The organism is Pectobacterium parvum (assembly GCF_020971565.1).
GTDB lineage: Bacteria > Pseudomonadota > Gammaproteobacteria > Enterobacterales > Enterobacteriaceae > Pectobacterium > Pectobacterium polare.
Map to the genome: position 1 here is coordinate 4,355,476 of NZ_CP087392.1, position 19,098 is coordinate 4,374,573.

The 19,098-nt window shown below is 53.4% G+C and carries 19 protein-coding genes, 1 tRNA gene and 2 pseudogenes; 15 read left to right on the top strand and 7 right to left on the bottom strand.

Annotation, left to right across the window (positions count from 1 at the left end; translation table 11 throughout):
* Nucleotides 1–163 precede the first annotated feature (163 nt).
* The 9 genes and pseudogenes from aspA to LOZ86_RS19645 all read left to right on the top strand — a co-directional run bounded on the left by aspA (nt 164) and on the right by LOZ86_RS19645 (nt 8,128).
* Entirely contained in the window at nt 164–1,603 is a 1,440-nt protein-coding gene (gene aspA / locus LOZ86_RS19605; RefSeq protein WP_039481987.1) for an aspartate ammonia-lyase, read from the top strand.
* A 384-nt stretch (nt 1,604–1,987) separates the two neighbouring features.
* Entirely contained in the window at nt 1,988–3,289 is a 1,302-nt protein-coding gene (locus LOZ86_RS19610) for an anaerobic C4-dicarboxylate transporter (RefSeq protein ID WP_039481991.1), read from the top strand.
* Nucleotides 3,290–3,420: 131 nt separating this feature from the next.
* A complete protein-coding gene (cutA, locus tag LOZ86_RS19615; protein WP_039481994.1) occupies nt 3,421–3,753 on the top strand; it encodes a divalent cation tolerance protein CutA in 333 nt (110 codons plus the stop codon).
* Nucleotides 3,729–5,459, top strand: a complete 1,731-nt coding sequence (locus LOZ86_RS19620) for a protein-disulfide reductase DsbD (RefSeq protein ID WP_039481997.1) — start codon at nt 3,729–3,731, stop codon at nt 5,457–5,459. The genes cutA and LOZ86_RS19620 overlap by 25 nt, the downstream gene beginning before the upstream one ends.
* A gap of 238 nt (nt 5,460–5,697) precedes the next feature.
* Nucleotides 5,698–6,273: a transcriptional regulator gene (locus tag LOZ86_RS19625; protein ID WP_014914059.1), complete on the top strand. Its 576-nt coding sequence runs from the start codon at nt 5,698–5,700 to the stop codon at nt 6,271–6,273.
* A gap of 126 nt (nt 6,274–6,399) precedes the next feature.
* Nucleotides 6,400–6,475: transfer RNA gene (locus LOZ86_RS19630), tRNA-Phe, on the top strand.
* Nucleotides 6,476–6,798: 323 nt separating this feature from the next.
* A pseudogene (locus tag LOZ86_RS19635) lies at nt 6,799–7,305 on the top strand (tyrosine-type recombinase/integrase); the annotation flags it as partial.
* Nucleotides 7,300–7,670 (top strand): annotated as a pseudogene (locus tag LOZ86_RS19640) (integrase core domain-containing protein); the annotation flags it as partial. The pseudogenes LOZ86_RS19635 and LOZ86_RS19640, both read left to right, overlap by 6 nt.
* Nucleotides 7,671–7,726: 56 nt before the next feature.
* The gene (locus tag LOZ86_RS19645) at nt 7,727–8,128 is read left to right on the top strand and encodes a DUF4265 domain-containing protein (protein WP_225969789.1); all 402 of its coding nucleotides are present in this window, start codon (nt 7,727–7,729) and stop codon (nt 8,126–8,128) included.
* A gap of 223 nt (nt 8,129–8,351) precedes the next feature.
* Here LOZ86_RS19645 and LOZ86_RS19650 read toward each other — a convergent pair whose 3' ends face one another.
* From LOZ86_RS19650 to LOZ86_RS19670, 5 genes are all read right to left on the bottom strand, one after another.
* Nucleotides 8,352–8,966 carry a YagU family protein gene (locus LOZ86_RS19650; protein ID WP_039482000.1) on the bottom strand — a complete coding sequence of 205 codons (615 nt, stop codon included), beginning with the start codon at nt 8,964–8,966 and terminating at the stop codon, nt 8,352–8,354.
* 448 nt (nt 8,967–9,414) lie between these two features.
* Entirely contained in the window at nt 9,415–9,879 is a 465-nt protein-coding gene (locus tag LOZ86_RS19655; protein WP_039482002.1) for an MEKHLA domain-containing protein, read from the bottom strand.
* A gap of 241 nt (nt 9,880–10,120) precedes the next feature.
* A complete protein-coding gene (locus LOZ86_RS19660; RefSeq protein WP_230242652.1) occupies nt 10,121–10,564 on the bottom strand; it encodes a thiamine pyrophosphate-dependent enzyme in 444 nt (147 codons plus the stop codon).
* A 14-nt stretch (nt 10,565–10,578) separates the two neighbouring features.
* A complete protein-coding gene (locus LOZ86_RS19665; RefSeq protein WP_039482007.1) occupies nt 10,579–10,800 on the bottom strand; it encodes a hypothetical protein in 222 nt (73 codons plus the stop codon).
* Between the two features lie 253 nt (nt 10,801–11,053).
* Nucleotides 11,054–11,200 carry a hypothetical protein gene (locus LOZ86_RS19670; protein WP_225969788.1) on the bottom strand — a complete coding sequence of 49 codons (147 nt, stop codon included), beginning with the start codon at nt 11,198–11,200 and terminating at the stop codon, nt 11,054–11,056.
* A gap of 258 nt (nt 11,201–11,458) precedes the next feature.
* Here LOZ86_RS19670 and LOZ86_RS19675 point away from each other — a divergent pair, with 258 nt between their 5' ends.
* The 6 genes from LOZ86_RS19675 to LOZ86_RS19700 all read left to right on the top strand — a co-directional run bounded on the left by LOZ86_RS19675 (nt 11,459) and on the right by LOZ86_RS19700 (nt 17,152).
* Nucleotides 11,459–13,072 (top strand): ABC transporter substrate-binding protein, encoded by a 1,614-nt coding sequence (locus tag LOZ86_RS19675; protein ID WP_039482009.1) that lies wholly within the window; start codon nt 11,459–11,461, stop codon nt 13,070–13,072.
* Complete coding sequence (locus LOZ86_RS19680) at nt 13,050–14,009, top strand: ABC transporter permease (RefSeq protein WP_039512800.1); 960 nt, start codon at nt 13,050–13,052, stop codon at nt 14,007–14,009. Before LOZ86_RS19675 ends, LOZ86_RS19680 begins: the two co-directional genes overlap by 23 nt.
* Nucleotides 14,002–14,868, top strand: a complete 867-nt coding sequence (locus LOZ86_RS19685; RefSeq protein WP_230242654.1) for an ABC transporter permease — start codon at nt 14,002–14,004, stop codon at nt 14,866–14,868. Before LOZ86_RS19680 ends, LOZ86_RS19685 begins: the two co-directional genes overlap by 8 nt.
* Entirely contained in the window at nt 14,865–16,574 is a 1,710-nt protein-coding gene (locus LOZ86_RS19690; RefSeq protein ID WP_039512799.1) for a dipeptide ABC transporter ATP-binding protein, read from the top strand. Before LOZ86_RS19685 ends, LOZ86_RS19690 begins: the two co-directional genes overlap by 4 nt.
* A 75-nt stretch (nt 16,575–16,649) precedes the next feature.
* Entirely contained in the window at nt 16,650–16,901 is a 252-nt protein-coding gene (gene yefM, locus LOZ86_RS19695) for a YoeB-YefM toxin-antitoxin system antitoxin YefM (RefSeq protein ID WP_039324900.1), read from the top strand.
* Entirely contained in the window at nt 16,898–17,152 is a 255-nt protein-coding gene (locus tag LOZ86_RS19700; RefSeq protein ID WP_039482019.1) for a Txe/YoeB family addiction module toxin, read from the top strand. The genes yefM and LOZ86_RS19700 overlap by 4 nt, the downstream gene beginning before the upstream one ends.
* Before the next feature lie 41 nt (nt 17,153–17,193).
* On the opposite strand, the gene LOZ86_RS19705 is transcribed toward LOZ86_RS19700, so the two are convergent.
* Together LOZ86_RS19705 and rhaS are read right to left on the bottom strand one after the other, a co-directional pair.
* Nucleotides 17,194–18,048: a helix-turn-helix domain-containing protein gene (locus LOZ86_RS19705; protein ID WP_039482022.1), complete on the bottom strand. Its 855-nt coding sequence runs from the start codon at nt 18,046–18,048 to the stop codon at nt 17,194–17,196.
* A 24-nt stretch (nt 18,049–18,072) separates the two neighbouring features.
* Nucleotides 18,073–18,912, bottom strand: a complete 840-nt coding sequence (gene rhaS, locus LOZ86_RS19710) for an HTH-type transcriptional activator RhaS (RefSeq protein ID WP_039482025.1) — start codon at nt 18,910–18,912, stop codon at nt 18,073–18,075.
* Nucleotides 18,913–19,098 lie beyond the last annotated feature (186 nt).

Below are 19,098 nucleotides of genomic sequence, written 5' to 3' on the forward strand. Positions count from 1 at the left end.
AGATAAGACGGTTTATCCAAGGCTGCCCTGTTTTTCTGAAAATTGCTGTTTTTCTGAAATGGCTATTCTTTTGAAATAACAGTTTCCCAAGATAACACAGCCCGACACACCAGCCCACAACGTCTAGTTGCATCACTAGTCGCACAACAGGATAGGCACTCTCATGTCAGAAAACATTCGTATTGAAGAAGACCTGTTAGGCACCCGAGAAGTTCCCGCAGACGCGTATTATGGCGTTCACACGCTGCGCGCTGTCGAAAATTTCTATATCAGTAACAATAAAATCAGTGACATACCCGAGTTCGTGCGCGGCATGGTGATGGTGAAGAAAGCCGCGGCCTTGGCGAACAGAGAGCTGCAAACTATCCCGAAAAAAATCGCTGACGTCATCATCCGCGCCTGCGATGAAGTGCTGAATAACGGCAAATGCATGGATCAGTTCCCGGTTGATGTCTATCAAGGGGGCGCTGGCACGTCGGTCAATATGAATACCAACGAAGTATTAGCCAATATTGGTCTGGAGTTAATGGGTCACCAGAAAGGCGAATACCAGTATCTGAACCCCAACGATCACCTGAACAAATGCCAGTCCACCAATGACGCCTACCCCACCGGATTTCGTATCGCGGTCTACGCGGCCGTACTGAAACTGACGGATGCGATAGCGAAGTTAAGCGATGGCTTCGAACGCAAAGCCAAAGAATTTGAAGACGTGCTGAAAATGGGTCGCACCCAGTTGCAGGACGCCGTGCCGATGACACTCGGTCAGGAATTTCATGCATTTAACGTGCTGTTGCAGGAGGAAATCAAAAACCTGCTGCGCACGTCGGAACTGCTGCTTGAAGTCAATTTGGGCGCAACCGCAATCGGTACACGCCTGAATACGCCGGACGGCTATCAGCAACTGGCAGTGCAGCGTCTGGCAGAAGTCAGCGGCCTGCCGTGTGTGCCAGCAGAGGATTTGATCGAAGCCACGTCAGACTGCGGTGCCTATGTGATGGTACACAGTTCGCTGAAGCGTCTGGCCGTGAAGCTGTCGAAGATCTGTAATGACCTGCGCCTGCTCTCTTCCGGCCCTCGCGCTGGCCTGAATGAAATCAACCTGCCGGAGCTACAAGCGGGTTCCTCGATCATGCCCGCCAAGGTGAATCCGGTCGTGCCGGAAGTCGTCAATCAGGTGTGCTTCAAGGTCATCGGCAACGACACCTGCGTCACGATGGCGTCGGAGGCCGGGCAATTGCAGTTAAACGTGATGGAACCGGTTATCGGCCAGGCGATGTTTGAATCGACCCACATTCTGACCAACGCCTGCTACAACCTGCTGGAGAAATGCGTCAACGGCATTACTGCCAATAAAAGCGTCTGCGAAGCTTATGTCTTCAATTCCATCGGGATTGTGACGTACCTGAACCCGTTCATCGGCCACCACAATGGCGATATCGTCGGCAAAATCTGCGCGGAAACGGGGAAAAGCGTGCGCGAAGTTGTACTGGAACGCGGCCTACTGACGGAAGCTGAGTTAGATGACATTTTCTCTATCCAGAACCTGATGCATCCGGCATATAAAGCCAAACGCTACACCGATGAAAACGAGCTTCCTTAACACCAACACCTAATACCCACAGGCACGTCCGTTCACGAAGAACAGCGTGCCTTTATTTTTTGCCGTCTACGGCCATAAGAATAAGTTATGTACTCTAAATAATTCGAGTTGCGTGACAAAACGTGAGCGTTTTGAACAACGCTCTGCGTTGGTCCTTTAGGACAAGGCCGCATGGCCTTGTAACGCGGCAACCGCACGAATCCCCAGGAGCTTACACAAGTAAGTGACTGGGGTGAGTAAGGACAAATTGGCTTCGCCAATTTGAACGCCGCTTGCGGCGGCCCTTCAGGGCGAGGCTCAGAAATGAGCCGAGTATTGCCAACGCACAAGCAGCTTGAAGTATGACGAGTAGATTGAATTTTTTATTAATTAAGGAGCATAGTCATGCTTGGTCTTGAGTTACTGATCGTTCTGCTCGCCATCTATTTGGGGGCGCGGCTAGGAGGCATCGGCATTGGTTTCGCCGGTGGCCTAGGGGTGCTTGTTCTTACGCTGGGGTTTCAGATAAAGCCCGGCGTAATCCCCTTTGATGTCATTGAAATTATCATGGCCGTTATCGCCGCCATCGCCGCGATGCAGGTGGCGGGCGGAATGGATTATCTGGTCAGTCTGGCGGAGAAACTGCTGCGTAAGCACCCGAAATACGTCACCTTTCTCGCGCCGCTGGTCACCTATTTCATGACGATTCTGGCTGGAACTGGACACACCGCGTTTTCCACCCTGCCGGTTATCGCCGAAGTCGCCAAAGAGCAGGGTATTCGCCCTTCTCGCCCGCTCTCTATCGCCGTCGTTGCCTCACAAATCGCCATTACTGCCTCGCCAATCTCGGCGGCGGTGGTATTTGTCGCGGGTATTCTTGAGCCGCACGGGGTCAGCTATCTGCTGCTGTTAGGCATCTGTATTCCTACCACACTTGCCGCGATCATGTTGACGGCAATTGTGACCAACTTCCTGGGTAAAGAACTGAAAGACGATCCGATTTATCAGGAACGTCTGAAGAAAGGCGAAACCACGCTGCGCGGTAATAGCCAGCATGAGATCAAACCGGGTGCCAAACTTTCCGTGATGCTGTTTCTAATCGGCATCGTCGCTGTCGTGCTGTATGCCACGGCAATCAGCGGCACGGTTGGGCTGATTCAGAATCCAGTTCTGCCACGCAATGAAGCGATTGTGGTCTTTATGCTGACGATCGCCACGCTGATTTGCATCACCTGCAAAATCGACACCTCGCGCATCCTTTCTGCCAGCACGTTTAAGTCCGGCATGAGCGCCTGTATCTGCGTGATGGGCGTGGCCTGGCTGGGCGATACCTTTGTTAAAGCACACATTTCCGATATTCAGGATACCGCTGGCGCACTGCTGCAAAGCTATCCGTGGATGCTGGCTGTCGTGCTGTTCTTCGCCGCGACGCTGCTTTACTCACAAGCGGCAACGGCAAAAGCGCTGATGCCTGCTGCGCTGCTGTTGGGCGTATCTCCGGTCACGGCCGTGGCGTCTTTTGCTGCCGTTTCCGCCCTGTTCGTTCTGCCGACCTACCCGACTCTGTTGGCCGCCGTGGAGATGGACGACACTGGCTCAACACGCATCGGCAAGTTTGTGTTTAATCACTCATTCCTGATTCCAGGCGTGATAGCGATTACGCTGTCGGTGATATTTGGCTTTATCCTCGGCAGCATCCTGATCTAAACATTGCCTGTCAGACAGTCCCTCGCGGATCGGCGTAACTCGTCGATCCGCTTCATTCCCTTCAAACAATAAAGCAAGGTATAGTGTGGCTCTGGTTGTCTGGGATTTGTTCATCTGACACGGAGGATGTGATGTCTGACCGCCCGCTCTGCGATGCTGTCGTCATATTATGTACCGCACCTGACGACGCCTGTGCGCAACGGCTTGCCAACTCGCTGCTGGAAACGCGGCTTGCTGCCTGCGTCACCCTGCTACCCGGCGCACGTTCGCTCTATTACTGGAAAGGCAAGCTCGAACAGCAATCAGAAGTACAAATGCTGATAAAAAGCGATACCTCACATCAGCAAGCGCTGCTGACTCACCTGAAACAACAACACCCTTACGATACGCCGGAGCTGTTAGTCCTGCCGGTATCCGAGGGCGATAGCGATTATCTGACATGGCTCAACGCATCTTTACGCTGATTTTCCTGTTATGGACGGCTTTCGGCACCCACAGTGTAGCCGCCTCTTCTTTCGGTCAGAAACTGTTTGGCAACAGCGCGACGTCACGCTTTCTGCCGGTCGATGGCGCTTTCGCCTTTGAGTTTCAGCAGCAGGATAACCAGCTCAACCTGCGCTGGGATATCCATCCCGATTACTACCTGTACCGCGCACAAATCAAGATCGAAGGAAACGGTGCCACGCTTGGCAAGGTGGATCTGCCACAGGGCGAAAGCCATAACGACGAGTTCTTCGGTCAGGTCTTTATCCTGCGGGATCGGCTGGCGCTAACGGTTCCTATTCAACAGGCCGACAACGGCGCGACGGTGAAAGTCACTTATCAAGGCTGCGCCGATGCGGGTTTCTGCTATCCGCCGGAAACGCGCGTCGTTCCTCTAAGTCAGGTGCTTGCTAATGCAGGCACGGATACCTCGAATACCGCATCAGCCCAGACGGCACCGCCGCAGACCACGCCGATGCCGTTCTCGCCGTGGTGGGCGCTGTTGATTGGTATCGGCGTCGCCTTTACCCCTTGCGTCCTGCCGATGTACCCGCTGATTGCCAGCCTGGTGCTGGGCAGAAAAGAACAGCTGACGCCGCGCCGCACGCTGCTGCTATCGATGACCTACGTTCAGGGCATGGCGCTGACCTACACGCTGCTTGGGTTGGTTGTCGCCGCCGCTGGATTACGTTTTCAGGCGGCGCTCCAACATCCTTATATTCTGATTGGCCTGTCGGTAATGTTTGCCGCGCTGGCACTGTCCATGTTTGGTCTGTATACGCTCCAGCTCCCGTCATCGGTACAGACCCGGCTGACAGAGTGGAGCAACCGTCAGCAGGGCGGCTCCGTCACTGGCGTATTCTGCATGGGCGCGCTGGCTGGGCTAATTTGCTCCCCCTGCACCACCGCCCCGCTCAGCGCCATCCTGCTTTACATCGCCCAGAGCGGCAACATGCTGGCAGGCGGCGGCACACTTTATCTCTACGCGCTCGGGATGGGCTTACCGCTCATTCTGGTCACGCTGTTCGGCAACAAACTGCTACCGCGCAGCGGCCCGTGGATGCAGTACGTTAAGGAAGCGTTTGGCTTCATCATTCTGGCACTGCCCGTCTTCCTGCTGGAACGCATTCTGGGCGAGACGTGGGGAATGCGGCTGTGGAGCGCGTTGGGTATCGCCTTCTTTGGCTGGGCACTCATGCTGACGCTCCGCAGCAGCAAAGGCTGGATGCGTGGCGTACAGCTACTGCTGTTGGCAGGCGTGGTGATCAGCGCCAAACCGCTGCAAGACTGGGTCTTTCCTCCGGCTGGCGTGGCGCAAGCTCATACTTCAGCATTGAACTTCGCCCCTGTCGCCAATATTGCCGATCTCAACAGTTCGCTGGCAAAGAGCGCTCAGCCTGTTATGCTCGATCTTTACGCTGACTGGTGCGTGGCCTGCAAAGAGTTCGAGAAATACACGTTCAGCGACCCAGCGGTGCAAAACCATCTGTCGCGCATCACGCTGCTACAGGCGGACGTCACCGCTAACCGCGAAGAACAAAACGCGCTGCTGAAAAAGCTACAGGTTTTAGGGCTGCCGACCATCGTATTTTTTGACGCTCAGGGGAAAGAAATCCCCGGCTCGCGCGTCACCGGTTTTATGAATGCTGAACAATTTAAGGCGCATTTGCAGAAGTTCAGCCCATAAACGACGATTTATACCCTAAATAATTCTAGTTTCAGGCAGGCGGCAAGAGAAGGCATCCCGATGAGCTTACATCGGTAAGTGATTCGGGTGACAAATCTGCCGGGAGCAGATTTGAACGCTGCTCGCAGCGGCCCCGACGGGGCGAGGCCCACGACGGGCCGAGTATTTGAGCGCAGCCAACGCACAGGCAACTTGAAGTATGACGGGTATACCTATATGTGCTTCTGGAGGAGACCTAATGCAACGGGAAGATGTTCTTGAACATGCGCTTACTCTGCTGGAGCAGCACGGCTTTGCCATGACAACGCTGGATATGCTGGCGGAGAGACTGGGGGTTCCGGTAGAAGAACTGACGCCATTCTGGCCGGATCGGGAGGCGCTGCTGTACGACGGCCTGCGTCATCATAGCCAGCAGGTCGATACCTGGCGGCGTCAGCTTCTCTTGGACGACGAGAAAAGCATCGAGCAGAAGCTGCTGGCACGCTATCAGGTGCTGCATGAGTCGGTGAACAAACAGCGTTATCCGGGCTGCTTGTTTATTGCGGCATGCAGCTTCTTCCCTGATATCAATCACCCTATCCACCAGATTGCGGAACAGCAGAAGCTGGCGTCTTACCAGTACACTCGCGATTTGCTGGAAGAGCTGGAAACCGACGATCCTGAGATGGTAGCACAGCAGATGGAATTGATTCTAGAAGGCTGCCTGAGCAACCTGCTGGTCAAGCATCAGGCCGCCAGCATCGCCACCGCACAGCGGTTAGCAGAAGATGTCTTACGCTTTGCGCTGTGCCGTAAAAACGGCGCACTCACCTGATTTCAGGCACAAAATGCAGTAAAGCCCGCGCTTTGGCTGAAAAGTCGGCAATCAGTAGGGTTTTCCACGCTTTCGTTGATAAACCCGTTGACGCCACGCGGCCAATACGGTTTAATGCGCCCCGTTGCCCGGATAGCTCAGTCGGTAGAGCAGAGGATTGAAAATCCTCGTGTCCTTGGTTCGATTCCGAGTCCGGGCACCACTAATTCTTAACCCTCGCCTATGGCGGGGGTTTTCGTTTATGGTGTGTGGACTCTTCATCGAACACCGTTCGATTATTCGCCGCAAGCGGCTCCCCCTTTCAGGGCCAGCGTGACAAGCACGCTGTTCAACGCCTCCGGCGTTTGTCCGAGTCCGGGCACCACCTTTCCTTTTTTATGCTTCCTTATCAATCCCTATGTTGTTGTGATTCAATAAGTTGGCGTGAAAATCTTTTCCGATGCGTTTTGATTTATCCCTTCGTATCGAGGAATTTGTGGGTCAGATTGCGGGTCATTCAGTTCGATGAACGGGAGTGACCCTCACATGTTAACTGACAGCAAAGTCCGATCCGCGAAACCTCTCGCAAAATCTTACAAACTCACTGATTCGCAAGGCCTATACCTCACGGTATCACCCAGCGGCGCTAAGTTATGGTATTTCCGCTATCGCCTTGGCGGTAAAGAAAGCCGTCTGGCCTTTGGCCCCTATCCTCAGACTACGCTGGCAGAAGCACGCGAAAAACGCGATACGGCACGTAAGCTACTGGCGTCCGGCATCAGCCCTTCTCAGTTTCGTAAATCGAACAATCCCGCCGTTGAAGAATCCCGCACCTTTCAGTATGTCGCGATGGCGTGGCACACCAGCAGCCTCAAGCTCTGGTCGGACGCGCACGCCGATAAAATCCTCACCTGCCTGAAACGCTACGTTTTCCCCGTGATTGGCGCGATGGATATCGCGCAGGTTGAAACCCGCCATCTGGCGCAGTTGGTTAAGGCGATTGACGACAAAGGCGTGCATGACGTCGCCGGACGAGGGTGCCAGCATCTGACCATTAAAGCGTTAGAAATGTCGTGGAAAACTCGCGCGGAGTGATGTTCCACAGTGACCAGGGTAGCCACTATACAAGCAAGCAGTTCCGGCAGTCACTGTGGCGTTACCGGAGCAGGCAGAGTATAAGCCGATGCGAACACTGTTGGGATAACAGCTCAATGGAACGGTTCTTCAGAAGTCTGAAAACAGAGTGGGTGCCAGATAATGGGTACGTAAATTTTAGCGAAGCCAGCACAGCGATAACGAATTACATCACGGGATATTACAGCCAGCTCAGACCTCATCAATATAACGGTGGTTTGACGCCAAATGAATCAGAGCGATTGTTCTGGAAAAACGCTAAAGACGTAGCCAGTTTTTGTTGACCACTACAACCCAGCCTATGTTAGTTAATGTCTATGTCGCACATAACGACGAACCCGTGTTTGAAGAGTTACCTGTCCGAGAAATCGAGAAGGACACTTATGAATTGCTGTCTTCTCCCGGCCTTGTACTAAACCTGCCACGTGGAGATATTTTCCGAATTAAAGACAAACATGCGCACCCAGAAGTCTTAAAAAGAGGCGGCAATTTTTGCATCCATATTCATGCTGATGAGCTTCCCTCTGAAGACATCACCAGTTTAGAAAACGATGTAGCCAAGCAGCTGAATGGAACGTTAGACGGCGCATTTAAGGGTAATTTGACATTGGCCGTTCCAGCCAGGAATGGGATGGATAAATTGCTGACGTTTTCGACGCCTTTCGCGAAAAAACAGGCGTTCAATGGTACTTCGCGAACATTTATAAGAATATTGATGACAATGAAGACGAAATGCTTTTAAATTGGTGGCTGAATAGCTAGGCGCCGATTGGCTAGCCCCTCAGGTGCAAGCGTTCTTGAGTCAGCTCATCGGGATTCCCTCTCTTGCCGCCTGCCTGAAACTCGAATTATTTAGAGTATAGACTTCAATTTTTATGGCTAATTTATTTCAAAGCTAATTTATAGTGCGATACTTAAATAATAAGCATCGCACTCTTTTACATTATCTAAAGTAAAATCACAGTCTATCGTGAAGCACTTAAAGGAATCTCTGGATCAGGTTCGTGAGTCATTCGATTACGTAAATCACGACGAATAATCTCAATAGACCAGAACCAAATGAGATGGCCTACGATTTCTGATACATGTTCATACCAAGGGAGAACAAACAGAGATGGCGTAAGCCCCATCAATGGGAATGAAATCATATGAACAAACAGTTGAGCCAGCGCACCCGCAAACAAACCCTGCCATAATTTTATTTTAGGAAATACTTCTGCAACAATGCAATAACCTAAAGCAAAAACAATAGAGAAAATAATATGCGTTACACCAACCCAGTTGAATACGTGGCCGGCAAAAGTATAAACCGCCGCATTAGGGTCAACAACCCCAAGCCAATCGCGTAAAAAGATGTAGGGTGGGTTAAGAAAATTACGAGAGCAATCAATTTGCTCGGCAGCTCTGATCAGTGATTCAGGTGCACAAGCACCGGTAAACATATCAGTAGGGCTACGTGGAGGAAGCGGATTTTCTGCGCCCCACTTAACGAAAGATGAAACAATACCTGCAATCAAACCAATAAAAGCAGCCAATCCATAGCGTCTCCGAGATGGAGGTGTTTGTTCAAAAAAGTTCATTTTTTTTACCAATCTAACCATTAAAGGTTATAGTCTTACATAGACATCATGTACTTATAAAGAGGTTAATTGATATATCGAACAATCTCTCTAGTATATTTTATTATTAGAAACACATTTTTAAATTTTACAAAAACAAAAAGAAGAAATCACACGTTGATTTTTTGTGAAACTTTTATTTAATAATTGAAAACCAGATTCTCTAACGTGTTCGGAATGTCTATTCCCAATGATGCGAACGAATAATAATTCACCAATAATATTATCAATAAGAAATAGCCTGGTTATTTTTTTGTGAAATGATAACAGTTTAGTCACTCATATTCTCCCTTTGCATCATGCATAAATCCGATCCCGCGTTTTCACTCACTTCACTGAGCGCTGATATTCAGTTGCAATAGTTCGACGGGATAAGGTGCTCCATAAAGCCTCATTCCATGCTTGTTTCTTAATCAGGTTTGAACCAATCTGGCCGCTGATGCTCCTCGCGCCAGAATAGCGCCGCCATTCCCCATGCTGCCCCATCTGGGTAGCGTAACTGCCAGACCACACCACCATAAATCGGAAACGTCTGCCCGTTTTTCCTGACCCGAACTCCCGTGTAGTCATAGGCAATCCCCCGCTGAGACACGCTCTCAAGAAACTGCTGCCGCGCTGGCTGCAAAGAGGCCTCAGCGCTCAGCCGAGAAGGCAGAGCCAGCATCTCTGCTTCGCTATACCCGAAGCAACCGAGCGCAAAGCAATTGGCATAAATAAAGTGAGGATCGTCCCCTGTTCCTTGTGCCAACACGCTATACGGCGCCTGTTCATGCAACCATCGATAGCGGTCGACCAAACCAGCAGGAGAAGGCAATAAAGCACCGTTCAAAGCCAGATAACACGAGTCAATCTTCTCAAGCTGCGTAAGTGACATAGCCCCTCCTTAAAGATTCCGTAGACGTGGATTACTCCCTAGCCGTTTATGCGCATCAACCGGTACTTCAATCAGTAGAGAAGGACGCCCAATCTCGCCCACTCTAATCAGAACATCATCTAAATTAGCAAGATTGGGTTGAAGCCGCTTTGCATCCCAGCCACAGGCCTTAGCGATCGCACAATAATCGAGAGAACACACACCAGCATGATAATACTCTGGCGCGACCTCAGGCAGGATTTTAGGCAACCCCTGCGCCACGATGGCTAGGCTCGTATTGTTTAGCAGGAAAATGACAATACCCAGTGCCCGCACTTCTCCCAGCGCCCCAGAAAACAGGCGAAAACAGGCGAAAACAGCAATCACCGGTAAATAAAAAAACGGCGTGTTCGGGGCGAGCCAGCTTCGCACCAATGGCAGCGCCAAATGCGCCGCCCATCGCCGAACCACGATATAACGAGTAAAAACGAATGTGGGGATGAGGACGCTGCGTCACATACTGACGATCTTTATACGCAAGGCACACATCGTCAAACCCTATTGAATCTGCAGGCCACCAGCTATCCAAACGCTGATATAGCGTCGCCATGTTCACATAGCCCAAGCGCGGGGAAGAGAAAGTCTGATCATTCAAATTATGCGGCGCGTTGGGATAGCGCGCCATCTCCTCCCCGACTAACACCACCAGACGCTTTTCCCTCACCGCACAGCGGAACCGATCGACAAAGCCTCCGAAATCGTCACCGCCGGAGCAAGAGGATTCTCGCTGCTGGCCTCAGCCAGCGCATGGTGCACCAACACCAGCACCACCGGTTTCGCGTTTCCCAACTGTGCCCTTGCCAATGCCAATGTTTCATTCAGCGTCTGCGGGTTGTCGAGCACAAAAACTGAATCAGGCAGATCGGCCCGCGGTGGCTGCACAAATATTGCTACCGTGCTCCCACGTATCCTGTAACGGTAAGAGGCCTTCCGTATGCTTCCCCGATAGCGCAACCAGATAAACCGCAGGAATATCATGCAGCTTAGCATCACTAAGCCCACAGCCTAACAGCTTCGTTGCCGCTCCCGTGGTAGCCGCCGTCGCGTATTTTCCACTGGCAAGATAGTAGCCCAGTGGAACAAATCCCGCGCTGTACTCACACAGCGTTAAAAAACCGGTTTTATCTTGAACCGATCAGTCAACAGGATGGATGTCTTTAACAAAATGAATCACCCTGCCGCCCGTCACGCCCGTATAGAGAGCCACGCCAGTTTCAGAGAGAAAATCAAACAATCGCGCATACCCATCTGATTTAACGCCACAAAAATCTGGTGTCTCCATGCAACCCTCCGTCTGGAATCGTCGGTCATGACATAAGCGTAGTTGCCGTTATGGAGGGAATACATGGCGAATGAATAAAAAGAAGCCTGAATCATAAGGTTGCTGAGACACCTGAATCGTGGCAGCCAGCGTTCGCATATATGTTTTTTATGGAATTAAAAATCTATTTTTATTCTTTTACATGCATAAGTACGCCCTCTAGAGTGGCGAAAAACACCGCCGTGTATGGCCTCATGTCATTTGTAAGGGACACAGGGAATGGAAAAAAATCATCCGCAAGTTACGACTCTCGCCGCAGGGTTACTCTCGTTACTTTTCGCATTCAATCCCGGTACGTATGCTGCACAAACCGGTGAAAAACCGGTGTCTGGCGGTATTCTGAATGTCGGATTGGGCAGCGATACGCCGATTATCGACCCTCACATCACGGCCTATGGCGTCACAGCGCTGATTGCGCGTAACGTGGTGGATTCACTGGTCGGACAGGCGGAAGATAACCGTTTTACGCCTTGGTTGGCGGAAAGCTGGAAAATTAACGACAACAACACCGAGTACACCTTCCACCTGCGCAAGGACGTGACATTCAGCGACGGTACCAAACTGGATGCGGAAGCGGTGAAATACAACATCGAACGTATTCTCGATCCGAAGACCACCTCCAGCTACGCGAAATCGCTGTTAGGTCCTATCGACAAGATCTCAACGCCGGATGACTATACGATTGTGCTCCACTACAGCTCACCGTTTGCGGCGCTGTTACAGGGGCTGAGCCTGCCGTATCTGGGCATTCAATCACCGACGTACCTGAAGAAAACACCAAATACCAGCACCACTGTGGTGGGTTCCGGTCCGTTTATTCTCGATTCCTTTGTGAAAGGCAGCGGCAGCAAGCTGACGAAGCGCCCTGATTACAACTGGGGACCGGGTTATGCCAAACACACTGGCCCAGCTTATCTCGATGGTCTGGTGTTCAAATACCTGCCGGAAGCATCGGTTCGCCTTGGCGCACTGAGCAGCGGCCAGATTCAGGCAATTGACGCCGTGCCGCCTGCCAATTTCCCGACGGTGAAACGCAATCCGAAGCTGGAAGTGATCACCTATGAGAACCCGGGCGTTAACCGCGTACTCTATCTCAACACCACCAAAGGCCCTTTCCAGGATGTCGCGGTACGTAAAGCATTCCAGAGCGCGGTAGATACCAATGCCGCAGTGAAAGTCGCCTTCTTCGGTACGCTGAAAGCCGCCGATAACGTTCTCGGCCCGGCCACACTGTACTACGATCCGAGCGTCGCGTCCCGCTGGGGTTTTGATGCGAAAAAAGCCAACGAACTGTTGGATAACGCAGGCTGGAAACAGAAAGACGGCGAAGGTTTCCGAACCAAAGATGGCCAACGCCTGAGCGTCAGCTTCGTTTACGCCTCAACCAACGTTGAAGCCGCGGATGTCGCGCTGTTCCAGGCGGTACAATATCAGGTGAAGCAGGCAGGCTTCGAAGTCAAACTGACGCCAGTTGATGCGGGTGAATTCACCACGCGCACCAATGCCAACGAGTACGATATCGCCTCTAACTTCTTCGTGCGTGCAGAGCCGGATATTCTGCGTACCGTGTTCGATTCGGCCTATGCGCCACCGAACGGTAACGGCTTTACTCGCATCAGCGCGCTGGACGGTAAACTGAGAAAAGCCATCGGTGCTGGCGAGGCGGAACGTAAACAGCTTTATAGCGAGATACAGCGTGAGGTCATCGATCAGGCGTATGTTGTTCCACTGTACATTCCCGCCTATCAACTCGGCCTGTCCAAACAGGTACAGGGCATAAGCTGGGCCACCAACGCAAAACCGAACTTCTATGATGTCTGGATTAAACGTTAATCTGTACGCGATAGGTAAACGTCTTTTCACCATTCTGGCTGTGCTCTGGGGCGCAGCCACATTGACGTTTATTGCCGTCAAACTGATCCCCGGCGACCCGGTCGCCATTCTTAGCGGCGGCGATAACGTGGTGGATGAAGCCTATCGCGCCGTACTCATCAAACAATTTGGGCTCGACCAGCCGCTGTGGGTGCAATATCTGCGCTACTGCGGGCAGGCGCTACAGGGCGATTTTGGCGTCAGCTATCTCTACCGTCTGCCTGTCGGCAGCGTGATTAGCGATGCGATGCATGAAACCTTACCACTGGCGCTCGGCGGTCTGATTCTGGCGTTGCTCCTTGCCATCACCAGCGCGCTGCTGACCGCAGGCCGCTATGGCGTACTGCGTACCGCCGTTTCCTGGCTGGAACTGACGCTGCTTAGCACGCCGGTCTACTGGATTGGTATCGTGCTGTTAAGCCTGTTCAGTTTTCGTCTGCAATGGTTTCCGGTCACCGGCAACGACGGAATCATGTCGCTAGTGCTGCCGGTTATCACGCTAGGCCTGCCGATTGCCGCCATTCTGAGTCAGGTACTGCGCGACGGTCTGGAAGATGCGCTCTCCCAACCATTCTCGCTCACCGTACGTACGCGCGGCGTCAGCGAAATCCGACTGCGTTTCCGCCACGGTTTACGCCACGCGGCGTTGGCCGCCTCAACGCTTACGGGTACGTTACTGGCAAGCGTACTCGGCGGCTCCGTGCTGACAGAAACCGTCTTTGGCCGCGCGGGGATTGGACAGGTCACGCTGAGCGCAATTGAAAACCGCGACATGCCGCTGGTGCTGGGTGTCGTCATGCTGTCCGCGTTCCTGTTCGTCGTTATTAACCTGCTGGTGGATGCGCTGTACCTCATTATCGATCCCCGCTTACGCAAGAAGGCGAGCGCCCATGAGTAGTGAACCGATGCCCTTTGCGCAGACGCCCTCAAGAAAAACCTATCACAGCCCGTGGCTGAGCACGGCGACGTTGCTGCCTGCCGCTATCGTTTTCCTGCTGGCGCTGGCGGTCTTTTTCCCCTCGCTGTTTACCAGCCGTACCGCCGATGAAATGGATATGGGCGCGGTATTCCAGTCGCCGAATAGCACTTACTGGTTCGGCACCGATCAACTGGGACGCGACATTTTTTCCCGCATCGTTCACGGCACCTCGCTGTCGCTGGGGATTGGCGTCGGCGCGATGCTGATCGCCTGCGTCGGCGGTGTGCTGTTTGGCACGCTGTCGGTGCTCGCGCCGCTGCGCATCCGTCAGGTTCTGGTACGTCTGCTGGACATCATGCTGGCGTTTCCCGATCTGCTGCTGGCGCTGCTGGTTATTGCCGTTCTGGGACGCGGACCGGAAAACACCATGCTGGCCGTCGGTCTGGCGGGAATTGCTGGCTATGCACGTTTAATTCGCTCTCAGGTGTTGCAAGTCAGGCTATCCGGCTACGTTGAGCATGCGATTGCGCTGGGTGAACACCCGCTGTATATCGTCTTCCGCCATATCATTCCCAATACGCTGCGCCCGTTGCTGATTGTCGCCACTATCGGCGTAGGCCACGCGGTACTGTCCGCCTCGGCACTGAGCTTTCTGGGGCTAGGCGTCGTCCCACCGACCGCCGAATGGGGCGCGCTACTGGCCGACGGACGCAACTTCCTTGATATCGCGCCTTGGGTCAGCCTGCTGCCCGCCAGCGTCGTCGCGCTGTCGGTGATTTCCATCACGCTGTTGGGACGTCGGTTACAGGCCATTTTGGCAAAAGGAGAGGCACGATGAGCCTGAACACACATTCTCACCCCTCTCATTCATCTTTAGAAACGTCCGCGAAGACACCGCTGCTGCGTGTGGACGGCCTGAGCGTAACCTTTCCCAGCCCTTTCGGCCCCGTTCGTTCGGTTAAAAACCTTTCTTTTCAGGTGAATGCCGGAGAAATTCTGGCGCTGGTCGGCGAATCGGGTTCAGGGAAATCCGTCACCGCGCGCACGCTGGTGGGTCTAGCCGGTGAATACGTTGACGTACAGGCAAACGCGATTGAGCTCACGCGCCATGACGGCAGCCTGTGTGATTTACGCTATCTGACTGACCGGGACTGGCGGGCGATTCGCGGCCGAGAAATCGGCTTTGTTTTGCAGGATGCACTGGTGTCTCTCGACCCGCTGCGCAAGATCGGGCAGGAAGTCGCCGAGCCGATTCTGACCCATCGCCTGTTGCCTCGCCAGCAGGTTCCCGCACGCGTTGCCGAACTCCTGACGAAGGCGGGCATTCCCGATCCAGAGAATCGCGCGGCGCAGTATCCGCATGAACTGTCCGGCGGGCTACGCCAGCGTGCGCTTATCGCTTCCGCGTTGTCGGCGGGCCCACAGCTGCTGATTGCCGATGAGCCGACCACCGCGCTGGATGCCACGGTGCAAAAGCAGGTGCTGAAAGTCTTCACCGCATTGGCGCAGGCAGGGCATGGCGTTTTACTGATCACTCACGATCTTGCCGTTGTCGCAGAGGTGGCAGATCGCGTCATCGTGATGCAGCAAGGAGCGCTGGTAGAAGGCGGTGAGGCGCGGCAGATCCTGTCAGCGCCGACGCATCCCTACACCCGCAAGCTGCTGGCGGCGATCCCGACCGCGTCTACCCGTGGAAAATGGCTGGCTGGCGCTGACCCGTTACAGAGCGGCATTGCACCATCGCCCGCTTCTTTGACAGCCGATCACACCAACACAGACGATACCATTGCACTTACGGCAGATCGGATTGCGGTGTCGTTCAAGCTCCCGGACGGCAGCCGGATGCAGGCCGTCAATCAGGTTTCTCTCCAGATCAAGCGCGGCGAAACGCTGGGTATCGTCGGGGAATCCGGCTCCGGTAAAACCACGCTGGGCAAAGTCATTTTGGCGCTGCAAAAGCCAGACAGCGGGGAAGTCCGACTCGCGGACAATGCCTGGAGCACGTTAACGGAACGCGAGCGCCGCCCGCTACGCGCCCGCATTCAGACGATCACACAGGATCCGCTCAGTTCGTTCGATCCACAATTTACCGTCGCCCAGATTCTGAACCAACCGCTGCGCTTGCGCCGCAATCTGAGTGACGATGAGAAACAGCGGCGTATTCTGACGCTGCTCGAGTATGTCGGCTTGACGCCCGATCTGCTGACCCGACGCCCTACGGCGCTGTCCGGCGGTCAACGCCAGCGCGTCTCCATCGCACAGGCGCTGGCTTCGGAACCCGAGATTCTGATCTGCGACGAACCGGTATCGGCATTGGACGTCACCACACAGGCACAGGTGTTGGATTTGCTGGTGGCGTTACAGCGCCAACTGGGGCTGACGATGCTGTTCATCTCCCACGATCTGGGCGTGGTACAGCATATGAGCCACCGCATCGCGGTCATGAAAGACGGGGATATCGTAGAAACAGGGCCGGTCGAGCAGATCTTCAATCAGCCGCAGCACCCTTACACGCGCCTGCTGCTCTCGACGGTGGCGGAATAGCGCTGCTGAAGAAAGATTGAATGGTTAAAAACGCAGCGACATTGTACAATGATAAGTACATATCAGGAGGTACACATGCGTACAATTAGCTACAGCGAAGCCCGACAAAATCTATCGGCGACCATGATGAAAACGGTCGAAGATCGTGCTCCCATTCTTATCACCCGACAGAATGGTGAAGCCTGCGTGCTGATGTCCCTGGAAGAGTATAACTCTCTAGAAGAAACCGCGTATTTACTGCGTTCACCAGCCAATGCAAAAAGACTGATGAATTCAATCGAGAGCCTTAAGGCTGGCAATGGCGAAGAAAGAGATATCATTGAGTGAAGCTAATCTGGTCAGAAGAAGCATGGGAAGACTACCTGTACTGGCAGGACATCGATAAGCGGATAGTCAAAAAGATCAATGAATTAATAAAAGAAACGCGCAGAACACCTTTTGAGGGAAAAGGAAAACCAGAGCCACTTAAACATAACCTGGCTGGTTTCTGGTCGCGCCGTATCACCGAAGAACATCGTCTGGTTTATGCCATCACCGATGACGCCATGATGATCGCTGCCTGCCGCTACCACTATTAACCCTTCATTGATTCATCGCACCCAATAGCTCAAAACCGCCGTCACTCCACATTCAGGAAGCGCTGGCGGTAGGCGCTGGGTGAGACGCCGAACGCCTGATGGAACACCACGGAGAAGTAGTTGCTGTCTTCAAAACCGCACAGCGCAGCGACGTCGCCAATGGTTTGCAGGTCATAACGCAGCAGCTCCATCGCCTTGCATAGCCGTAGCTGACGCAGGTAGTGCGGCACGCTCATGCCGGTTTGTTCTTTAAAGCGCGAACGTAAACTGCGGGCGCTAAAGTGGTGCTGTTCGCAGAAGGCTTCAAAGCGGAACGGGGCTGCGATGCTGGCACGCAGCGCATTCATCAACATATCCAGTTGGTGCGCATCCGCTAGCTGTGGACTATCCGGCGTGTGGCGATAGCGCGCCGCCAGCAGAGCAATCTGTAACAGCAGCGCCTCGCTCAGTTGCAGCGACAGCGCATCCGACTTCATGCACTCCTGCCTCAACGCGTCCACCTTCTCACGGATGGTATCCATGCCCTCCGAGCCTAAACACCAGTGGCGCTGGCTTTGTGGAAGCTCCCCACCCGGCAACAACGCTTGCCAATCGGCAGATAGCGTCAGACGATTGCGGATATAGAGAATGTTGTCCAGTTCGAGCCCGTGGACGGATTCATAGCTGTGGCGATCGTTCGCGGATACATAGAACATATCGCCGCGAGTAATGCGGTAAGGCACATCGTTCCAGAGGTGCAGGCCATTGCCACGCCAGACGATGACCAGTTCGTCGAAATCATGATAATGTAGCGGAAACACGGGCTGCGGATGCCGTTCGGCAACCATCACGGCATTTTTGTCGGTGAGGAAATAGTCTTCAGTCTGTAATTTCAAACCCCGTATTACTGTCGTCATTCCCTCACCCGCAGTTGCCGTTACCTACTCTTCACGAGAAAACGCCTGATGGCGCAGAGACTTAGGTGCCTGCGAGAATGCCTTGCGGAATTGCGTCGAGAAGTGATTGCTGTCGCTAAATCCACAGGCGTGCGCAATAGTGGTAATGGAATCATCACTCTGCTGCAACCGCCGACGAGCCTCCAGTAATCTTAACCGATTCAGATAGCGTTGTGGCGTCATACCGGTGTGTTGTTTGAGCTGACGGTGCAGCGTACGCAGCGGCAGCGAGAACTGATCGGCCAGACTGCCCCAGTTCACCTCTTCGCTGTAGTTATTTTGCAGCCAGCCCAGCAGCGCCTGTACTCCCTGACGCTCGGAGCCGTTGGCCTGCGTCTGGAAACAGTGCTGGCGCAGCTGCACCAGAATGTGCAGAAACAGGCTCTCGCTAGCGGCAATCGCTTCCGGTGCATCGCTCTGTGCCAGCTCCGCCAGACTGTTCATCGACTGCTTCAACTGCTGCATTCCCACCGCATTGACCTGCCACTGCCCTTGCCATTCGCCGTTCGGGCCATACGGCAAAAAGGCAGCGATATCGGAAAGGAAGCGGAATCCGCGCGGCGAGCGGTACAGCATGTTGGTCAGGCACAGCCCTTCCACGTCTTCAAACAGATGCCGATCGTTATCGCGAACGAAGAATACCGAACCGCTGCATAGCGCATAGGGCTGATCGTTAAATACATGGACGCCAGCGCCCTGCTCCACCAGCACAATTTCCCAGAAATCATGATAATGCTCAGGAAACGCCGTTTGTGGGGTGCGCGGCTCCACCGCAACCGTTACGGCACGCGAAGTAAAAAAATCATCACCACGAAGTAACGTCATTTCAGTTCTCCATTCAGCCTCTGGAAAAGTGCAGCCTTTGAAAAAGGGTAGCCAGAAGCGACAAAACCAGCCTTGAAATACCGTCACCCGCACGCCATCTGGCTGCTCTTTTTTTAAGATCGCACCGCCTAATTGATTGAAGTGTGGTAAGGATCACACCGCCTTTTCCCTGATTTTTTCGTGGTT